Annotated in this window: 15 protein-coding genes; 7 read left to right on the top strand and 8 right to left on the bottom strand. The window is 64.3% G+C overall.

Going from position 1 to position 17227, the window contains the following annotated elements:
• The first annotated feature begins 62 nt into the window (after positions 1 to 62).
• A complete protein-coding gene (locus tag F8E02_RS01020; RefSeq protein WP_317063577.1) occupies positions 63 to 2513 on the top strand; it encodes a PAS domain-containing sensor histidine kinase in 2451 nt (816 codons plus the stop codon).
• Positions 2506 to 3180: an ANTAR domain-containing protein gene (locus tag F8E02_RS01015; RefSeq protein WP_317063576.1), complete on the top strand. Its 675-nt coding sequence runs from the start codon at positions 2506 to 2508 to the stop codon at positions 3178 to 3180. The genes F8E02_RS01020 and F8E02_RS01015 overlap by 8 nt, the downstream gene beginning before the upstream one ends.
• A gap of 15 nt (positions 3181 to 3195) precedes the next feature.
• Here F8E02_RS01015 and F8E02_RS01010 read toward each other — a convergent pair whose 3' ends face one another.
• The 5 genes from F8E02_RS01010 to F8E02_RS00990 all read right to left on the bottom strand — a co-directional run bounded on the left by F8E02_RS01010 (position 3196) and on the right by F8E02_RS00990 (position 9620).
• The gene (locus F8E02_RS01010) at positions 3196 to 4080 is read right to left on the bottom strand and encodes a thiamine pyrophosphate-dependent enzyme (protein WP_317063575.1); all 885 of its coding nucleotides are present in this window, start codon (positions 4078 to 4080) and stop codon (positions 3196 to 3198) included.
• Positions 4077 to 5735, bottom strand: a complete 1659-nt coding sequence (locus F8E02_RS01005) for a 2-oxoacid:acceptor oxidoreductase subunit alpha (RefSeq protein WP_317063574.1) — start codon at positions 5733 to 5735, stop codon at positions 4077 to 4079. The genes F8E02_RS01010 and F8E02_RS01005 overlap by 4 nt, the downstream gene beginning before the upstream one ends.
• Before the next feature lie 161 nt (positions 5736 to 5896).
• Positions 5897 to 6643 carry a hypothetical protein gene (locus F8E02_RS01000; RefSeq protein WP_317063573.1) on the bottom strand — a complete coding sequence of 249 codons (747 nt, stop codon included), beginning with the start codon at positions 6641 to 6643 and terminating at the stop codon, positions 5897 to 5899.
• Positions 6644 to 6698: 55 nt separating this feature from the next.
• Positions 6699 to 7832 carry an NAD-dependent epimerase/dehydratase family protein gene (locus F8E02_RS00995; RefSeq protein ID WP_317063572.1) on the bottom strand — a complete coding sequence of 378 codons (1134 nt, stop codon included), beginning with the start codon at positions 7830 to 7832 and terminating at the stop codon, positions 6699 to 6701.
• A 198-nt stretch (positions 7833 to 8030) separates the two neighbouring features.
• Positions 8031 to 9620: an FMN-binding glutamate synthase family protein gene (locus F8E02_RS00990; protein ID WP_317063571.1), complete on the bottom strand. Its 1590-nt coding sequence runs from the start codon at positions 9618 to 9620 to the stop codon at positions 8031 to 8033.
• A gap of 245 nt (positions 9621 to 9865) precedes the next feature.
• Here F8E02_RS00990 and F8E02_RS00985 point away from each other — a divergent pair, with 245 nt between their 5' ends.
• On the top strand, positions 9866 to 10330 hold the full coding sequence (locus F8E02_RS00985; protein ID WP_317063570.1) for a hypothetical protein: 465 nt from the start codon (positions 9866 to 9868) through the stop codon (positions 10328 to 10330).
• A gap of 46 nt (positions 10331 to 10376) precedes the next feature.
• Here F8E02_RS00985 and F8E02_RS00980 read toward each other — a convergent pair whose 3' ends face one another.
• The gene (locus F8E02_RS00980) at positions 10377 to 11057 is read right to left on the bottom strand and encodes a 2,5-diamino-6-(ribosylamino)-4(3H)-pyrimidinone 5'-phosphate reductase (protein ID WP_317063569.1); all 681 of its coding nucleotides are present in this window, start codon (positions 11055 to 11057) and stop codon (positions 10377 to 10379) included.
• 9 nt (positions 11058 to 11066) lie between these two features.
• On the bottom strand, positions 11067 to 11357 hold the full coding sequence (locus tag F8E02_RS00975) for a hypothetical protein (RefSeq protein WP_317063568.1): 291 nt from the start codon (positions 11355 to 11357) through the stop codon (positions 11067 to 11069).
• Here F8E02_RS00975 and F8E02_RS00970 point away from each other — a divergent pair.
• The 3 genes from F8E02_RS00970 (at position 11347) to F8E02_RS00960 (ending at position 14941) form a co-directional block, all read left to right on the top strand.
• Positions 11347 to 13077, top strand: coding sequence for a PAS domain-containing sensor histidine kinase (locus tag F8E02_RS00970; protein WP_317063567.1), 1731 nt, complete (start codon positions 11347 to 11349; stop codon positions 13075 to 13077). The genes F8E02_RS00975 and F8E02_RS00970 overlap by 11 nt on opposite strands.
• Before the next feature lie 3 nt (positions 13078 to 13080).
• On the top strand, positions 13081 to 13509 hold the full coding sequence (locus tag F8E02_RS00965) for a response regulator (RefSeq protein WP_317063566.1): 429 nt from the start codon (positions 13081 to 13083) through the stop codon (positions 13507 to 13509).
• 106 nt (positions 13510 to 13615) lie between these two features.
• Positions 13616 to 14941, top strand: a complete 1326-nt coding sequence (locus F8E02_RS00960) for a glycosyltransferase (protein WP_317063565.1) — start codon at positions 13616 to 13618, stop codon at positions 14939 to 14941.
• A gap of 33 nt (positions 14942 to 14974) precedes the next feature.
• On the opposite strand, the gene F8E02_RS00955 is transcribed toward F8E02_RS00960, so the two are convergent.
• Complete coding sequence (locus tag F8E02_RS00955) at positions 14975 to 15451, bottom strand: Hsp20/alpha crystallin family protein (protein WP_317063564.1); 477 nt, start codon at positions 15449 to 15451, stop codon at positions 14975 to 14977.
• A gap of 525 nt (positions 15452 to 15976) precedes the next feature.
• On the opposite strand from F8E02_RS00955, the gene F8E02_RS00950 reads away from it, so the two are divergent.
• Positions 15977 to 17221 carry a hypothetical protein gene (locus tag F8E02_RS00950; RefSeq protein ID WP_317063563.1) on the top strand — a complete coding sequence of 415 codons (1245 nt, stop codon included), beginning with the start codon at positions 15977 to 15979 and terminating at the stop codon, positions 17219 to 17221.
• Positions 17222 to 17227: the final 6 nt, after the last annotated feature.

Raw genomic sequence — 17227 nt, 5'->3', positions numbered from 1 at the left:
TCGGGTGGGCCGGAGGCTGTTCCGGGTTCCCTGACCTGAGCCGACGTTGGGGTGAGCCGGAGATGATGACTCGGACCATGCGGAGGCGGACCTCCCCCCGACTCCGGGCGTACATGCAGTTTCTTGCAGATGCGACGGAGATCGTTTCCTGTGGCGGCGAGGAGGATGGCCGGATACAGACCTTTATCCGGCGTCTTGGCAGGACGGCAGGAGCGAGTAGCGCCTGCTTTGCCGAGATCGTCCGCATACCGGAGACGGGCGGGGTCTGCCTGCGCGTCCGTTACGAGTGGGTCGACGGCGAAGGCCAACCGCGCGGTGAAGGACGGTCCCTCTCCTGCGGGGCTCTGCCGCCCGGCTCAGCAGAGGAGCTCGCGGCAGGGCGGCCGGTCGTGGGTCTCTCTACGCCGGCCCTGGCCGTCCCCGTCTTCTTCGGGTCCGGGTTCCAGGGTGCCCTCGTGCTGTACGGACCCGAAGGGCGCGCGTGGCACCGGTTCGAGATTGATGCGGTCTGGGCGGCTGCAGGTATCCTCGGTTCGATCGCGATCTCCCGGTCCGGGGAACTGGATCCTGCCGGCTCCCCCTATCGCGTCATCGTCGAAGACCTGACCGACCCCCTCTGCAGGCTCTCGCCTGATGGAAGGATAGTGTACGCAAACAGACTGTTCTGCTCCCTCTGCTCCAGAAGACCCGACGAGATGGTGGGAATGCCGGTGCTCTCGGTCCTCCCGCCTGATATAGCGAAGAACTTCTCCGTCCCGGCTGACCTGCCCGGCACGGAAAATCCTGTCGTCACCCATGAGTTCAGGGTCGGTGGGGGGGGCAGCGCCGAACGCTGGTACCGCAGTGTATGCCGGGTGGTCCTCAATGGAGGGGGTGCGGTCTGCGGATACCAGGTCGTCGGCCACGATATCACGGAGCGTAAACGGTGGGAAGTTCGGAACAGGCGCATGAACGACCAGAGACTGGCTCTTCTGGCCGATGCCGCATCCGACGCGATAGTCGTGATTGACGATTTCGGCAGTATCACCTACTGGAACTGTGCCGCCGGAGATCTCTTCGGGTATCCTGCGAAAGAGATGGTCGGCAGGGATGTAAGCATCCTGTTTCCGCCCGGGTACTTCTACCATCCATACGTTGAGGGTGTCAGGCAAGCCGTTGCGGCTGCGTCTGGACGGGTCCTCCGCCTGCGGTTCTCTGACGTTATGTTCGCCCGGAAACAGGGCTCCGTATTCCCGGCAGATCTCTCGATAGCCGCGGTCCGGACCGGGGACGAATGGTACAGCGTCGGGATCATTCATGACACCACGGTGCAGAGAGCACGGGAGCAGGCGCTTCACGAGGAGATGGAGCGGACCGGGACACTGCTGCGGATCGCGTCGCGGCTGAGCGGCAGCATCGCGCTCGATGCCGTACTCGATGCGCTCTGCGAGGAGGCGGCCCGGGCGCTCCGGGCCCCGGCGGCGGTCGTCTTCCTCAGCGATACCTGCCGTGATCTGCTCGTCCCGGCCCGGTCGTTCGGGGTGCCGGAAGATGCACGGGATTATGTACCCTGCGTTCCCCTGGAGATTTACGAGCGCGAACTTTCGAACCAGGGGTCGGTCTTTGTCATCGGGGACCTGGTCTCCCGGACGGGCGAGGTGATCCGGGAAGGGCACCTCGAAGATCTCCCCCGGACGCTTGTGTCTGCTGCAATTTTCCACGAGGGAACCCTTATCGGCAGTCTGAACCTGGTGGCGCCCGGTGCCTCACGCAGTTTCTCCCCGGAGGAACTCGCGCTCCTGAAAGGGATCGCCGATCAGGCCGCGCTTGCGATAGTCAATGCCCGGCTCTTTGAGGAGCGGAGAGCGTACGAGCGCCGGCTGCAGGCCTCGCTCGAGGAGAAGACGGCGCTCTTAAAGGAGGTCCATCACCGGGTGAAGAACAATATGCAGGTGATCTCAAGCCTCCTCTCCCTGCAGGGCCGCCTGATCGAGAATGCCGCGGCACGCGAGTGCATCAGAGAGAGCGGGAACCGGGTGAAGTCGCTCGTGCTCGTCCACGAGGACCTCTACCGGTCGGAGTCGTTTTCCGCCGTCGATATCGGCGCTTACACCCGCAGGCTTGCAGGTGACCTGGTCCTGTCATATGACCTGCAGGACTCTGTCTCCGTCGCCGTCGAGACGGCAGGGGGGGTTACGGTCTCCGGCGATACGGCGATCCCGATCGGTCTCATCCTCAACGAACTTATCTCCAACTCCCTCAAGCACGGGTTTGCCGGCAGGGATAGGGGAGCGATCGTAGTCCGGATCGCCCTACTGCCGGACTGTTGCCTCACCATCGATTACCGTGACGACGGCGTCGGCATGTCTCCCGAAATCATCGATCAGCCGCCGGCAACCCTGGGGTTGCAACTGGTCCGGGTCCTTGCGGCACAGGTCGGAGGGACCATCGACTTCCGACGGGGAGATCCCGGAACCGTTGTAGAGATCATCGTTCCCGACAATCCCGCGAACGGGAGGAAGGATCGTGGGTAGCCTGACCCCTCTCAACGTCCTCCTTGCAGTGCCCGACAACTCCGCGGCGGGAACGCTCTCCACCTGGTTGCAGGAGCGGGGGCATACGGTCGTGGGCGTTGCCGTACGGGGCGAGGACGCCCTTAGAGCCGCAGCCGCGTCACGGCCCGGGGTTGTCGTCCTCGATGCCTCCCTCCCCTGCCCGATGAGCCCCCTCTGGATGGCCCTTGCGATCCGGGACGGGCTCGGGATCCCCATCCTCCTCGCGACCGCAGATCCGCACGATACGCTTCCGGCGGGCGGGGAGGCGGCCCTCTCACCGCAGGAGATCCTCGCGGTCCCCTTTGGCCCGGAGAGCCTTGCCGCTGCAGTAGAGACCCTGGTCGCCTGCGAGCGGGCCCGGGGTTCCGGGGGGCGTTGCACCGCCCTCACCTCCTGCCTGCAGAAAGAGGTGTTGCAGCAGCTTGAGACGAACATCGAGCAGCTCGCGACCTTGAACGACCGTATCCGCAACCCCCTCCAGGTGATCACGGCATACGCCGGATTGATGGAAGGCGACGCCCGCGACGCGATCCTGCTCCAGGTGGCGGCAATTGACGAGGTCGTCCGGCAGCTGGACCGGGGAACCCTTGCGTCGGTGGCGGTCAGGGAGTACCTCCGCAAGCACCGCGAGATCCCGGGATCATGAGGGCGCCGCCCGGTCTCACCGCCGCTCCTCGATCACCTTCCTCACAAGCGCCCTCCTGTCCGGCCTCCCCGCCGTGAGCGCCTGGAACTTCTCCTCGTAGGTCGGCCTCTCGACCGAGTAGAACGTCCCGAGCGCGATCGGCGCCTCCCGGTCGTAGTCCCACTCCCGGATCTTTCCTAGAGCGCTCTCGAACCTGCCCGTATCGACCTCGCCCTCCGCGAGCTCGTAGGCGTGAGCGTTGTAGTAGTCGGTCAGGTTGAAGTAGGTCGCGCAGATCTGGAGGACGTCGATGAACGAGAACCCCCGGTGCATGATCGCCTCCTTGAAGAGGTCTTTTAGGTGCCGGACCTTCTTCGTGTAGCCCCGGGCGATGTGGGTCGCCCCGGCGGCGAGCATCAACTCGAGCGGGTTGATCGGGTGCTCCGTGATCCCGCCGGGGGTGGAGCGGCCCTTGAAGCCGGTGGGGGATGTTGGGGTATACTGCCCCGTCGTCAGCCCGTAGACCCGGTTGTCGTGGACGACGACCGTGATGTCGCTGTTCCGCTTGGCCGCGAAGATGAGGTGGTCGAGGCCTTCGGCGTAGATGTCCCCGTCCCCGACGTGGCAGATGATCTTGAGGTCCGGGTTGGCGAGGCATATCCCGGTGGCCGCCGGGATCGAACGGCCGTGGATGCCGTAGAAACTGTTGACGTTCAGATAGTCGGTCAGTTTTCCGTGGCACCCGATCCCGCCGACTATGACGAAGTTCTCAAGGGGTATCCCCTCCTCCTCCGAGAGTTCTGCGATCGCCGACTTCATCATATGCTCGATCGAGAAGTTTCCGCAACCGGGACACCAGGTGTTCTGCGCCGGGCTGATGAGGTCGCCGGCCGGCCGGCCGGGGGGCCGGGTCGGGGTCATGAGAAGACCTCCGCGAGCCGTGCCTCAAGTTCGTCGACCGCGAACGGCCGCCCGTCGTATTTCAGGACCGATCTCCCCGGTTCAAAGCCGTGCTGCCGGAGGAGGCGGGCGAGCTGCCCGGTGGCGTTGTTCTCGACGCAGGCGACCCTCCCTGCCCCGATCATCGCCTCCTTGAAGGCACGGGTCGGGAACGGCGCGAGGACGAGCGGCTGGACGACCCGCGCCCCGAGCTTCTCGGCCGCCTCGATGCAGGCCCACTTCTCCGAGCCCCAGCAGACGATCGTCGCCCCGGCGTTCCGCTCGCCGTAGGACCTCACGACGGGATAGCCGGCAAGCTCCCGGCTCAGGCTCTCGCCCTTCTCAAGCATCTTCTCGCGCAGCCGTATGGTCTCGTCCACCGCCTCCGTGGTGAACCCGGCCTCGTCGTGGACGTAACTGTTCGCCTTGACGACGGCGCCTTCCCTCCCCGGGAAGGCAAGCGGCGAGACGCCGCCCCCGGTCCGGGCGTAGCGCCGGTACTCGCCCGTCCCGTCCCAGAGCACGGGCTCCTGGTCGGGGTGCGGGGCGACTGCGTCGATATCGAAGGAGAAGGCCCCTTCCGCGAGGGTCTTGTCGGTCAGGACGATCGAGGGGACCTGGTACTTCCAGGAGAGCATCAGGGCCGTCGCCGACCAGGCATACGTCTCGTCGAGGTCGCCGGGAGCGACGACGAGCCGGGGGAACTCCCCCTGCCCTGCGTTCAGGACGAAGTGGAGGTCGGCCTGGGAGGTGTAGGTGGGGAGGCCGGTGCTCGGCCCCGGCCGCTGGCCCATCACGATCGTCACCGGTATCTCCGCCATCCCGGCGAGGGAGAGGCCTTCCGTCATCAGGCAGAACCCGCCGCCCGAGGTCCCGACCGCCGCCTTCTCGCCGGCGTAGGCGAGGCCGAGAGCCATCAGGATGACGCTGATCTCGTTTTCGGGGTGGAGAACCTTGATCGCGAGGCCTTCTGCGTGGTTGGCGAGGAAGTGCAGGACGTTCGAGGTCGGCGTCATCGGGTAGGCGACGTAGGATTCGAGCCCGCCGTGGACGAGGCCGAGCCCGGTGACCTCGTTCCCCGTCAGGACCGGGAGCGCCGGTCCGCCGAGGGGTTCGACGGAGAAGACGCGATCCGCGCCGTCGTAGCCCCGCCCGGCGACCCGGAGGTTCGCATCCAGGTGCTTTGCGGGGACGCTTTCGCGGAGGACGTCCTCGAGGACCTCCCGGCCGATCCCCGCGACCCGGGCGAGCGCGCCGAGCATCGCGGAGTTCCCGGTGATCCGGGGTGCTTTCTCCTCGTTGAGGATGGTGTCGAGCGGGAGGCCGTAGCCCTCGGCCTCGACGACCTGCGAGGCGTCGTAGATGACGGTCGTGCCGCTGTGGATTCGCTCCCGGTGGTTATCGATGCTGTTCTGGTCGAAGGCGAGGAGGACATCGACCGGGGTGCGGTGCGCCCCGATCGCTCTTGCCGAGGCCCGGATGATCGCGAAGTTGTGCCCGCCGCGGATGAGCGAGGGATAGTCGAAGTACATGTAGGTGCGGTAGCCGAGGCGGGAGAAGAGAGCGGCGATCGAGAGACCTGCCGTATTGATACCTTCGCCGGCCTTCCCGCCGATCAGCACGGAGTATTCGCCCATGATTATCAGACGTGCCGTAGCCCGCCTGTGGGTAAATAGGTTATGCACCCCGGGGCAGTCGTTACCCGCAACTCGCACCTGACGGTGCTCGAACTCCGGGCCCGCACCTAGCGGTGCTCATGTTCCGGCCCTTCGGGCCATCGCACCCTCCGGCCCGTCGTTCAGCGCACGATCGGCGACGCCGTCTTGTTGAACGGGTTCGTCCGTATCGCGAGCGAGAAGAGGTACGGGTAGTTACGCTGGAGGTACTCCATGTAGGCGAGCCACTCCCTGACGAGCAGGCCGTAGACCCGCTCGACGTCCCCGGCGAGGTGCCGGAGATCGCTCTCCGGGAGCCCGGCAAAGTCCCCCCGGCGTTCGAGCTCCTCGGTCAGGTGGAAGACCGCTCGCAGAAGGTTGGTGAACGACTCGTGCTCCATGAGGACAGGGTTCTCGAGCAGCCGCAGCAGGAAGCCCCGCCGCTCCGTGAGGTACCGGCAGAGCTCCTCCAGATCCGCGGCCTCGACGGCGACGCCGCAACGGTGGCCCCGGAGGCTGTCGCGCGCCCCGGAAAACTTCTCCGGCGTCCAGGCCTCCGTCACGACGAGTTCCTCCCTGAGCCGGGACAGGCCCGGGTCCCGGTCAGAGACGAAGGTGAGGAGCCCGGTCCCGACCTCCGAGAAGAAGGTCCCGATCACCATGTTCAGTTTCTCAAGCCTCTCGCGCTTTGCCCGGACGCTCAGGAGCTGGTTCAAGATCAGCGTGACCAGGAGGACGTTGATCGGCAGAAAGCCGAGCGCGTTGAAGATGTAGTGGTAGGTGTTCTCCGGATCGCCGAGCACGAGGTACTTCACGGTGTAGATGACCGCCGACGAGGCAACCAGGACGATCCCGAGCCGCACTTCCCAGGTCCGGAGGTTGAGAGGCATGCGCAGGGGAATGTACGCGTGCCGGGAGAAATAAAGGTTGGGCCCCGGCCAGCCCTTATACCCGGAGGCTTGACGGCACCGTGGCGCTGACCGGCGAAGGGACCTTCTGCCGCCGTGCGATCTCCGCCTCGACCCAGGCGGTGAGTTCGAGCAGGCCCGCCTCGAGCGGGACCTCCGGGGCGTAGCCGAGCACCTCGCGGGCCTTGCCGATATCCGCGATGCAGTGGCGGACGCCGCCGACCCGGCCGGTCCCCGTGACCTCGGGCGCGAGGTGCTGGCGCCGGGTCATCGTCGCGAACAGTTCCGCGATGGTCCGGAGCGTGTGGGAGCGGCCGCTCCCGATGTTGAGCGTCTTCCCGGCGGCGGCCGGGGTCTCGAGGGCCAGGCGGAAGGCCCGCGCCGCGTCGTAGACGCTCACGAAATCGCGCTGCTGGCCGCCGTCCTCGGGCAGCCGCACCGGGAGGCCCTGGAGCAGGCGGGACGCGTACTCGGTCAGCATCCCTGAGTAGGGGTTGGCGTACCCCTGGTACGGGCCGTAGACGTTGAAGAGTCTGAGGACTGTCGTCGGGATGCCGTAGGTCCCGCCGATCATCCTGCACATCTCTTCCTGGTCGTGCTTGGAGAGTGCGTAGATCGAGCGCGGCGACGCCTCCTTCGTCTCCGGCGTCGGGAGGGGATAGAGCACCTCGCCGTCCGGGCCCCGGGGCTCCCAGTCCCCTCTTGTTGTCTGTTCGGGTGAACGCCGGACCTTCGGGTGGACAATACCGTTGTAGGAGTTGTAGAGCCCCTCCCCGTAGACGGCGGCGCTCGAGGCGACGATAAGCCGCTCGACCGGATGTTCCAGCAGCGCCTCCAGCAGGACGGCGGTCCCGGTGGTGTTGACGCTCATGTACTTCTCGATCCGGTACATGCTCGGACGCTCACCGACGACCGCCGCGAGGTGGAGGACCGTGTCGACCCCCTCGAGAGCCTCCTCTAACCGATGCGGGTCCCGGATATCGCCGACGAAGACTTCAGCCCGCCGGTCGAGGTGGGCGGGTCGCTGCCGCTCCGGACCGTGCACCTGCGGCGTCAGGTTGTCGAGGATGCGGACCCGGTAGCCGTGCTGCAGCAGCTCTGCGGCAAGATGTGACCCGATGAATCCCGCCCCCCCGGTGATGAGGAGCGTCGGATTGGTATCCGTTTGCATGGTATATCAGGCACACCTGATGGCGCTCTTCGCATTAAATATTATCGAGAATGCGAAATAATTTTAAAAACGAGAGACCCGGGGGATCCGCTCCACTCCGGATCGCTTTCTCCTATCCTGCGATCCGTCCCGTCAGGCCGGTGCATACGGCCGTGAGGGGAGGTGGAGGGTCTCCCCCTGCCGGTACCGCTCCGGTGCTCAGGAGTCGAGGATCGACTCGGCAGCGTCGCGGTAGGCCCGCATGACGTAGGGGATGCCGGAGACCGCTTCCGCCTCTTCGGTCAGCGCCATCAGGTCGCTCCGGGAGACCGACTTGAGGCTGAAGTTCCGCGACCCGGCCATGACCTGCTGGAGCCCGGTCCTGAACTTCTGGGCGTAGGTGTAGATACCGAGCGCCCCGAGCGGGATCTCGTTCATCCGGCCCTGGTGCTTCTCCTTGAGCTCCTCGTAGCAGACGAAGATCTCCTCTACGCTGCTGCCGTACTTCGAGACGGTCTTGGGGAGTTCGCCGTTTGCGAGCCACTTCTGGATGTTCTTCCCGACCATGCCGGGGATCATCAGGCCGCGGCCCATGCAGACGGCCTTGACGTAGGGGCTGCCCATGGCGATCGCCTTGAAGGCGTTTGCCTCGTCGGAGAACCCGCCCGCGATCGCGAGGTCCGGGACGCGGATGCCCCGTGCCTTCAGCCGCTCGGCGAACTGGTAGGCGAGGGACTCGATGTAGAACGTCGGGATACCCCACTCGTTCATCATCGGCCAGGGGCTCATGCCCGTGCCGCCGGGGGCGCCGTCGATGGTGAGGAGGTCGATCTTGGCTTCGGCGCTGTAGCGCATTGCCATCGCGAGTTCGACGGCCGAGTAGGCGCCGGTCTTGAGGGTGACCCGCTTGAACCCGATGTCGCGGAGCCGGTCGACTTCGTCAAGGAACCCTTCACGGGTGACGAAGCCGAGGCGGGAGTGCCGCTCGAACTCCTTGATGGCACCGTCCTTGAAGGCTGCCTGGACCTCGGTGGATCTCGGGTCCGGGAGGACGATGTAGCCACGGTTCTTGAGCTGGTTTGCCCGGTCGAGAGTGTTGACCTTGATCTCGCCGCCGATGCACTTTGCGCCCTGACCCCACTTCAGCTCGATGGTCTCCAGGTTGTGCTTCGAGGAGACATACTCCGCGGTTCCAAGCCGCGTGTCCTCCACATTCAGCTGCACCAGGAGTTCGCCGTAACTGTCATGGAACCTCCGGTAGGTCTCGATCCGGCGGTCCATCTCGGGGGACTTGCTGACCTTGCCGTTGTGGTCGAGCTCCAGCTTCGGGTCGACGCCGCAGACGTTCTCACCGCAGACGAGGGTGATCCCCGCTATGGCGGCTCCGATCGCGAAGTGCTCCCAGTTGGCCCGGGCGATCTCGGTCGAGCCGAGCGCTCCGGTGAAGATGGGGACCCGCAACGGGACCTTGATGTCCCATCCGTACTCGGTCGTGGTATCCACTTCGGAGAATACCGCGGTGTCGGGGTTTGCCTCGACGCCCTCGGGCAGCCCCTTGGCGCCCTGTGCGTATCCCTGGATGTTTAAGTGCGAGTAATCGATCGGGTAGTCCTTGTCGGCTCCGGCGGTGATCTCGCCGAACGGGCCGGGGTAGAGAACTTCTCTGCCACGGAAGGAAGAGAGCCAGATCTCACAGGACCCCTTGCAGCCGTCCACGCAGCGGGTGCAGATGCCCGACATGGGCACGACGTCCCGGGAACGGTTGGTCGTTCCTGTTGCTTCGTTAGCGTTGGGTCGTTTAAGATTCATGCTTGTACCTCTATGGGTATAGATAGAAGTTTCCTTCTCGCAGTCATAAATATTGTGTATTTGTAAGCCTTCTGCCCCGCTCTATTTCCTGCTATCTTCTGGCCCGGATTTTTATTCGCTTGGTTTAACCCGGCTTTTCGTTCCGGTCTCGATACTGCGGCGGAACCCGGTATTTATATCGCTGCATTCCCGGTATCTCGCGGACACGGCGAAAGGGTAAAATATCTTCGTGTACATGGAGGTTTATGAACTTCAGGTTACTGTCTTCTCTCATCGTGCTGCTGATTGCGTGTTCGCTCTGTGCAGCCTGTACCGGCACCAGCGAGACGCCCGGCCCGTCCGCGACACAGACTCCGACGGTTACGGCGACGCCTGTTCCCGCGACGCCGGCCTCGCTGACTCCCGGCCCGACACAGACGGCGCCGCCGGGAAAAGAGGTTGAGTTCCAGATCACCGAGAACTACCCCTCAAGGGTTACAAGCGATCTCACCATCACCTTCGTTGGCGGTGCCGGCCAGAGTTACGTAACGGGCATCGATCTGCGCGTCACCAAGGCAAACGGTGAGGTTGTCACCAGCCCGATGCAGCCGATCACCAGAGAAGAGTTCACCGTCAACAACGCAAAAGGAGAGAACCGCGTTGAGATAACCGTTGCCTTCGTCACGGGAGGTTCGTACAAGGTTGTAGACCGAATTGTGAAAGTTCCGTAACTTCACTATTTTTCAGAAAAGTCGTAATTTGCCGGGTTTACCCCGGCTATCTCTTCTCCACGCCCCATCGTATGAGGAGCCCCTCGTCGAGGCGGACGGCCTCGGTGAGGCGGAGACGCGGGAAATCCTCCTCCCGGAGGAGACCGGGGCCGTCGGCCGGCGTGGGGGCGTCCTCTCCGCCGATGACGATGTTGCCGACGAACGTCTGGAGCTCGTCGACGAGCCCGCGGGCAAAGAGCGCACCGATCAGGGTTCCCCCTCCCTCGACCATCAGGCGCCCGACGCCCCGGCGGTGCAACTCCTCAAGGAGCGCCGTGAGGTCGACGGTCTCCTCGCCGGCGACGATGACCGTCGCGTACTCTTCGAGGGCCTCGAGCTTCTCGGGCGGCGCCTGCTTTGAGACGGCGACGATCCGCCTCCCGGTCCCCTTATGGAGGATATCCGAGTCCAGAGGAATCCTTCCCCGGCTATCCACCACGACTCTGATGGGATGCTCGTCCCTGCCTGCCGCTCTCCGTTCGGCCCTGAGGTCCGGCGACTTGACGGTGAGCGAGGGGTTATCGGCGAGCACGGTCCCGATGCCGACCATGATGGCGTCGCTCTCCGCCTTGATCCGGTCCACCCGGGAGAAATCCTCCTTGCCGGATATTCGCACCTGCCGCCGCTCCCTCGTTGAGATCTTTCCGTCCGCGCTCATGGCGATGTTGACGAAGACAAACGGGCGCATATTTCAGGGTTATGCGGCGATCGTAATATATGCTCTCCTCCCGGAGGCGCTACGGGCGTCTGCTGCGGTTCCGGACTCCCATCGGGGGCGGGGGAAAATATCTGTCGCGAACCCCCGGACATGGGCTATTTTTGTTGAGTTTCTGGAAATATTCTCTATCTTGCGTCGCAGAATTCCGAATAGCATATATAGGCCCACCGGATAACTCTCTGTATCGTCTATGTCCCCAAACCGGTGTCGTGCGAGCTGTTTCCGGGAGGATCTCTTTACCGGGACCGACGTTGTCAGGATGATCGTCATCGTGTCGTTCTCGGCGGTCTCGCTCATGCTGACGGCAGCTGCACCGGCTGACGTTCACCTTATCTGCCCCCTCACCTACTGCATCCCCATCCTCCTTGTCGCCATCTGGTTCCCCCGCCAGGGGTTCCGGGTGACCGCACTCCTGGTCGCCGGGTTCCTGCTCATCCTGACCTACGTCTCGACCCTGGGCTTCGCCGTCGACCCGGTGATGACGGGGCTCCACGCAACGCTTTTCCTCTGGGTCTTTGGGGCCACGGTCCTCTTTACGCCGGGCACCCGCGGCCTGGTCGACTCGCGATGCCGGGAGATCCTTGCAGAGACCCACGACGCAAAGTTTCTCTGCGACCCGCAGACCCTTCGGCTGCTCTGTGCGAGCCCACGGTGCGCCGAGATCCTCGGCTACGCCCCGCAGAACCTTGTCGGGGTTCCGGCGGAGAGGCTCTGGGCGGACGAGGGCGGCAGGACGCGGTTCGTCGAGAGCATGAAGCGGGAGAGTTACATCGGAAGCATGGAGGCGACGCTCCGTGCGCAGAACGGCGATCTCCGGGCAGTCCTCCTCTCCGGCCGGGCGCTGGTTCCGGAGAATCTCTACGAATGCACCATCGTGGATGCAGGCAATCTCCGGGACGGGAACACGGACCTGGTCAGGTCGAACGAACGCCTGCTGCAGCTCATCCAGCAGTCGAACGACATCTTCTTCGTCCAGGACGCTGAAGGCCGCATCCTCCACTTCTCGTGGCTGCGCGCTCCCGATTACGGGATCTCACCCGACGACCTGATCGGGCGGGGTGCGGAAGCCCTTCTTCCCGGCGACCTTGCGGCCCGGCACGCTGCATGGGTCCGGAAGGTGGTCGACGAGCAGAAGACCGTCCGCTACGATCTCGACCTGGAGATCGGAGGCGCCCTTCACATCTTCTCGGTCATGATCGCTCCCTACCACGGGGCGGACGGCAGCTTCATCGGGGTCGCCGGCTCGGCGCGCGACACGACCGAGATCCGGCGGCAGAGGCTCGCCTGCAGGCAGATGGCCTGGGAGATCGACCAGTGGAAGGGGCTCGTCGCCACCCTGTCCCACGAGCTGCGCACACCGTTGCAGCCGCTCATCGGCTACCTCCAGATGATCGTGGAGGATCCCGCCTACTCCGGCATCAACGGAGAGACGGAGAAACTCCTTTCGACCTGCCTTGCGTGTGCGAGGCAGGAGCGGGCGGTGGTGGAGAGGATGGTCGAGTTGAGCCTGCTCGCGAAGGACGATGCCGACCTGACCGTCCAGGATATATCCGTCCGTCAACTCGTCGACTCCGTCATCTCCTCCGGCGAATACGGCCTCGAGACTGAGATAAGCAATGAAATCCCCGAGAACGCCTGCATCTGGGGGGATGGCGGCCGGCTGCGCCTGGCGGTGGAATGTCTGGTATCGAATGCGGTTAAGTATAATGACCCGCCAAGGAAAGTATGGATCCGCTATGCGGAATCAAACCAGAACCATTATATCATGGTGTGCGATAATGGCATCGGTATCCCCGCAGATCGCATCGCATCGATCTTCGGGTCGTTCTCTATCGGGGGCGCCGGGCAGCCGAACCGCAACGGCTGGCGTATCGGGCTGGGACTCTCGATCGCGAACAAATATGCCCGTTTGCACGGCGGGGAGATTACCGTGACGAGTGTGGTGGGCGAGGGAAGCACGTTCACCATCAGGATACCAAGGGAGGTATAAACTGTGGGAAACAAGATCATGGTCGTCGACGACGACCTGCCGACGCTGGAAGTAATGGAACTGCTGCTCAAGAAGATCGACCGCGAACCGCTCCTGGTCCACAACGGGTGGGACGCTCTCCGGGCGATCAAGAAAGAGAAACCTGCGCTCATCATCCTGGATGTGATGATGTCGCCTATCGACGGCTGGCAGTTCCTTGAAGAACTGAAGAGGAGCGAGGAGCTCAGGGATATCCCGGTGCTGCTCTTTACCGCAAAGCACGTCTGGCCGGAGGAGTATTCCCGGTATGCGAACGATATCGTCGGTGTCCTGGAGAAGCCCATCTCGCTTGCCGAGTTAAAGACGGCACTGGAGAGAGTCCTCCCCAGGGATGCCTCTTCCCGTACGGGGAACGACAGCACCCGTCATACGCCGCAGATCCGAAGCGGGTAACCCCTTTTAGGAGCATATCCCGCCGGCACCCGGTTACCGGGGCCGCACGCTCCCCACCGAAAGGCATTTTATCAGCCGAAGGCGTATCACGGGCAGTGAGACCCTTATGATCGTGACGGATCTCCCCGGTCTGCCCTCGCTCAGGGAATACCGACAGATTATGGGAGCGGAGCAATTCCTGGCACTCGAGGAGATGGCCGGCCGCCTATCGGGCGTCCGGATGCAGGAGATCAACTCGACCCGCCACGGGGGGGGCGTGGCGGAGATCCTGATCTCCTACGTGCCGTTCCTGAACGCGCTCGGTCTTGAGACGACCTGGAGCGTCATGGAGGCCGGGCCCCCGTTCTTTGAGGTCACAAAGACCCTCCACAACTTCCTCCAGGGCCGTGACGGGTTCTCATCCGAGATGGTCGAGACCTACTGGGAGGCCCAGCGGCAGAACGAGGGGCTGATCGAGGACGATTGCGACGTCGTGACCGTCCACGACCCCCAGCCGCTCGGCCTGGTCGAGTTCCTGACCGCAAAGGAGCGCGAGCGAAAACGGCTGCTCTGGCGGTGCCACGTCCAGCTGGAGACGGTCCCCACCGCGACCGCGGGCAGCATCGGGAACATCCTGCGAAGGCTGGTCGAGAAGTACCACGCAAGCATCTTCTCGAGTTTCCAGTACCTCCCCCTCTGGAACGTCCCGAGTTTCATCATCCCGCCCTTCATCGACCCCTTGTCCGAGAAGAACCGCGACCTCCCGGCGAGCGAGATCGACGCCGTCCTGAACAAATACGGCATCGACCCGGAGAAGCCGATCGTCACCCAGGTCTCCCGCTACGACGTCTTCAAGGACCCGGTCGGGGTTATCCAGGCGTTCCGGAGGGTCCGGCAGAAGACCCCCTGCCAGCTCGTCCTCGTCGGCGGGCGGGCTTGCGACGACCCCGAGTGTTACCTCGTCCTGCGCGAGGTCCGCGGGGCGGCCGAGGACGACCCCGATATCCACGTCCTCGACCTCCCGCCCGACAGCCACCGGGAGATCAACGCGCTTCAGCGGGCTTCGGACGTGATCATCCAGAAGTCCATAAAAGAGGGGTTCGGGCTGACGGTGACGGAAGCGCTCTGGAAAGGAAAGCCCGTCGTCGCCGGGGACGTCGGCGGCATACCGCTCCAGATCCGCGACGGCTGGAACGGTTATCTGGTCTCGACGGTCCAGGAGACCGCGGACCGGGTCCTCCATCTCCTCCGGAACCCTGAGAAGGCGGCAGAGATGGGGACGCGGGGACGGGAGTTCGTCCGGGAGTACTACCTCCTCCCCAGGGGCGTGCAGGATCACCTCGCCGTCGTCGACCAGGTGGTCAACGGGAAGATCACCGCCCGCGACAGCGTCATCTGTTACCACCCGCAGGTGGTGACGACCCGGATGGCAACCTGCTCCCCCCGGTACTGATACCTTCCTCTCCCGTGCCGGGTCCGGGACCCGTCACGTGATTGGGATCTCCCGTCCTCCGGGCTCCGACCGGCGCCTCATCTTCGCGAGGCGCACCTCAAGGACGCCGTTCTTGAAACCGGTCACGGCCCCCTCGCTCACCACGCTCGCCGGCAGGCGTATCAGCCGGCTCAGGATGCCGTTCCCGCGCTCGTGGATGGCGTAGTTGCCGGACTCCTCCCCGGCCGGCCCGCCGCGCCTCGCCGTTATCCGTATGGTCTGGGGGTTGAGCAGGGTGATCGCGATCGCGTCCTTCTCCGCGCCCGGCAGTTCGGCGACCACGATCACCTCGTTCTCGTGGTCGAGGATGTCGACCCTGAAGTCCGCAGCGAGGCCCGGGAAATCGTGGCTGCCCCCGCGGGCGAGCGGCGGCGGCCTGCCTGCCGGGATATCGCGGGTGTTCGGGTCGCTTGCTCTCTCATCCGTGCCCCGCCTTCCGAAGCCGGCGGGGTCGTCTTCTCTTCCAGTCATGGCCCTGTACCTCCTGTTCTCCGACGGCCCTCGGATGGCCCGTCCGGCGATCTCTCTTGAGCCGGTGCATTTAATCCTTTGCGCAGGAGAGATGGACGGCGGGCAGGCTCCACGAACCGGCAGACCTGCCGCGCCACCCCCTCGTTGAGTCCGGCCGGGCCGGCAGGTGTGCGTCTGTCGGCCGGGGGGTGCACCACCCGCTCTGAGCCCGTAATGCGTCCGATTCCCCTCCTCCCGCAGAACCGTGCCTCCTGCGGTGTATACCTTGGGGTCTCCCGGCGGTCCGGCCCGGTGCCGGACAAGAAATCTCTCCGGGCATCGCCGTCGATACCGGCGATGCACCCGCGATATGGGTTTCCCATGCCTTTTTCACTGTCCGTCAGGTTTTTCTGGCGTGACCGGTATGGTGGGGAACCCCCGGTTCTCCCGGGTGCGGGGTTGATTGGAACGGCTCGCCGCCCGTGCCGTCATCCTGCCGGCAATGCCCGTACCGGCGGCTCTGCGGGGGTTATGGAGAAGACTGATATGGCTCAATTCAGACCGTTTGATATGGAGGGCATGCCCGTCGAGGAGCAGCCCATGAGCTGGAAGGATATGATCAAGGCTCCGTACGACAAGAAGTCGGTCGACGCCTACACCCGGACCCGGATCATCCTCATGAACGGCATCGAGAACAACGCCGTCATCATGTCGCACGCCATCGAGCGGATGCACCCGGATCCCGGGGTGAAGAAGTCGATGGCCATGATGCGGCGGATCGACTCCCAGCAGCAGGAGACGATCAACTGGCTCAACCCGGCGGACCAGTCGGTCATCGAGACCACTCTCGGCTACGAGCAGGTTGCGGTCGACCTCACCGCGAACCTGGCGCAGAACGAGCCGGACCCCTACGTGAAGCAGACGCTGGACTTCGCCCTGCTCGAGGACTTCGATCACCTCTACCGCTACAGCTGCCTCTACGACTACATCGAGGGCGGCGACCCGGAGGCGATCGTCCAGGGCAAGACCGAGGTGAAGCCGGGCCGGCCGACGAGCATCGAGCACCGCCACCCGGACGAGTCGATGCGGAAGCACTACGACAAGGACACGGCCGACATCAAGACGAAGATGAACTACATCACGATCGTCGCGGGAGAGCAGCAGACGATGCTCTACTACCGGGGGCACGGATTTATGTACCCCGACGAGATCGCACGCCACCTGTATGCCGAGATCGCGGAGATCGAGGAGCAGCACGTCACCCAGTACGGGCTGCTCGGCGACCCGAACGAGACGATGCTTGAGAAGATGGCGATGACGGAACTCAACGAGGCATATCTCTACCACTCCTGTGCGGCGACCGAGAGCGACCCGAGGATCAAGGGGATCTGGCAGATGTTTGAGAAGATGGAGATCACCCACTTCAACGAGTGCGCACGGCTCATCAAGCAGTACGAAGGGCGGGATATCCACGACCTCGTGAAGGCCGACGTCATCGAGCCTCTGGTGGTCTTCGAGCAGAACAAGGACTACGTCAACAGCGTCATCGAGAACCAGCTCGATCTTGCGCCGAACAACATGGAGTTCGTCCGGATGCGGGACCTCCCGGACAACTGGGCGACGTTCGGCTACCAGCGTGTCATGAACGCAAAAGGCGTCCCGAGCGAGGAGATCGTCTCCAAGGCGGGCCGGGACCTCGCGGAGCGCGATCAGGCGGAGAATATCCGGAAGGTCAAGCAGGAGATGGCCCGCCGGGTGGAGAAGGGCATGGCGGCGGTGCCCACCCGGTGATCATTT

The organism is Methanoculleus caldifontis, from assembly GCF_032842345.1.
Lineage (GTDB): Archaea > Halobacteriota > Methanomicrobia > Methanomicrobiales > Methanoculleaceae > Methanoculleus > Methanoculleus caldifontis.
The sequence above is the reverse complement of the archived record's forward strand: the minus strand, read 5'-3'. Positions and strand labels throughout refer to the sequence as shown.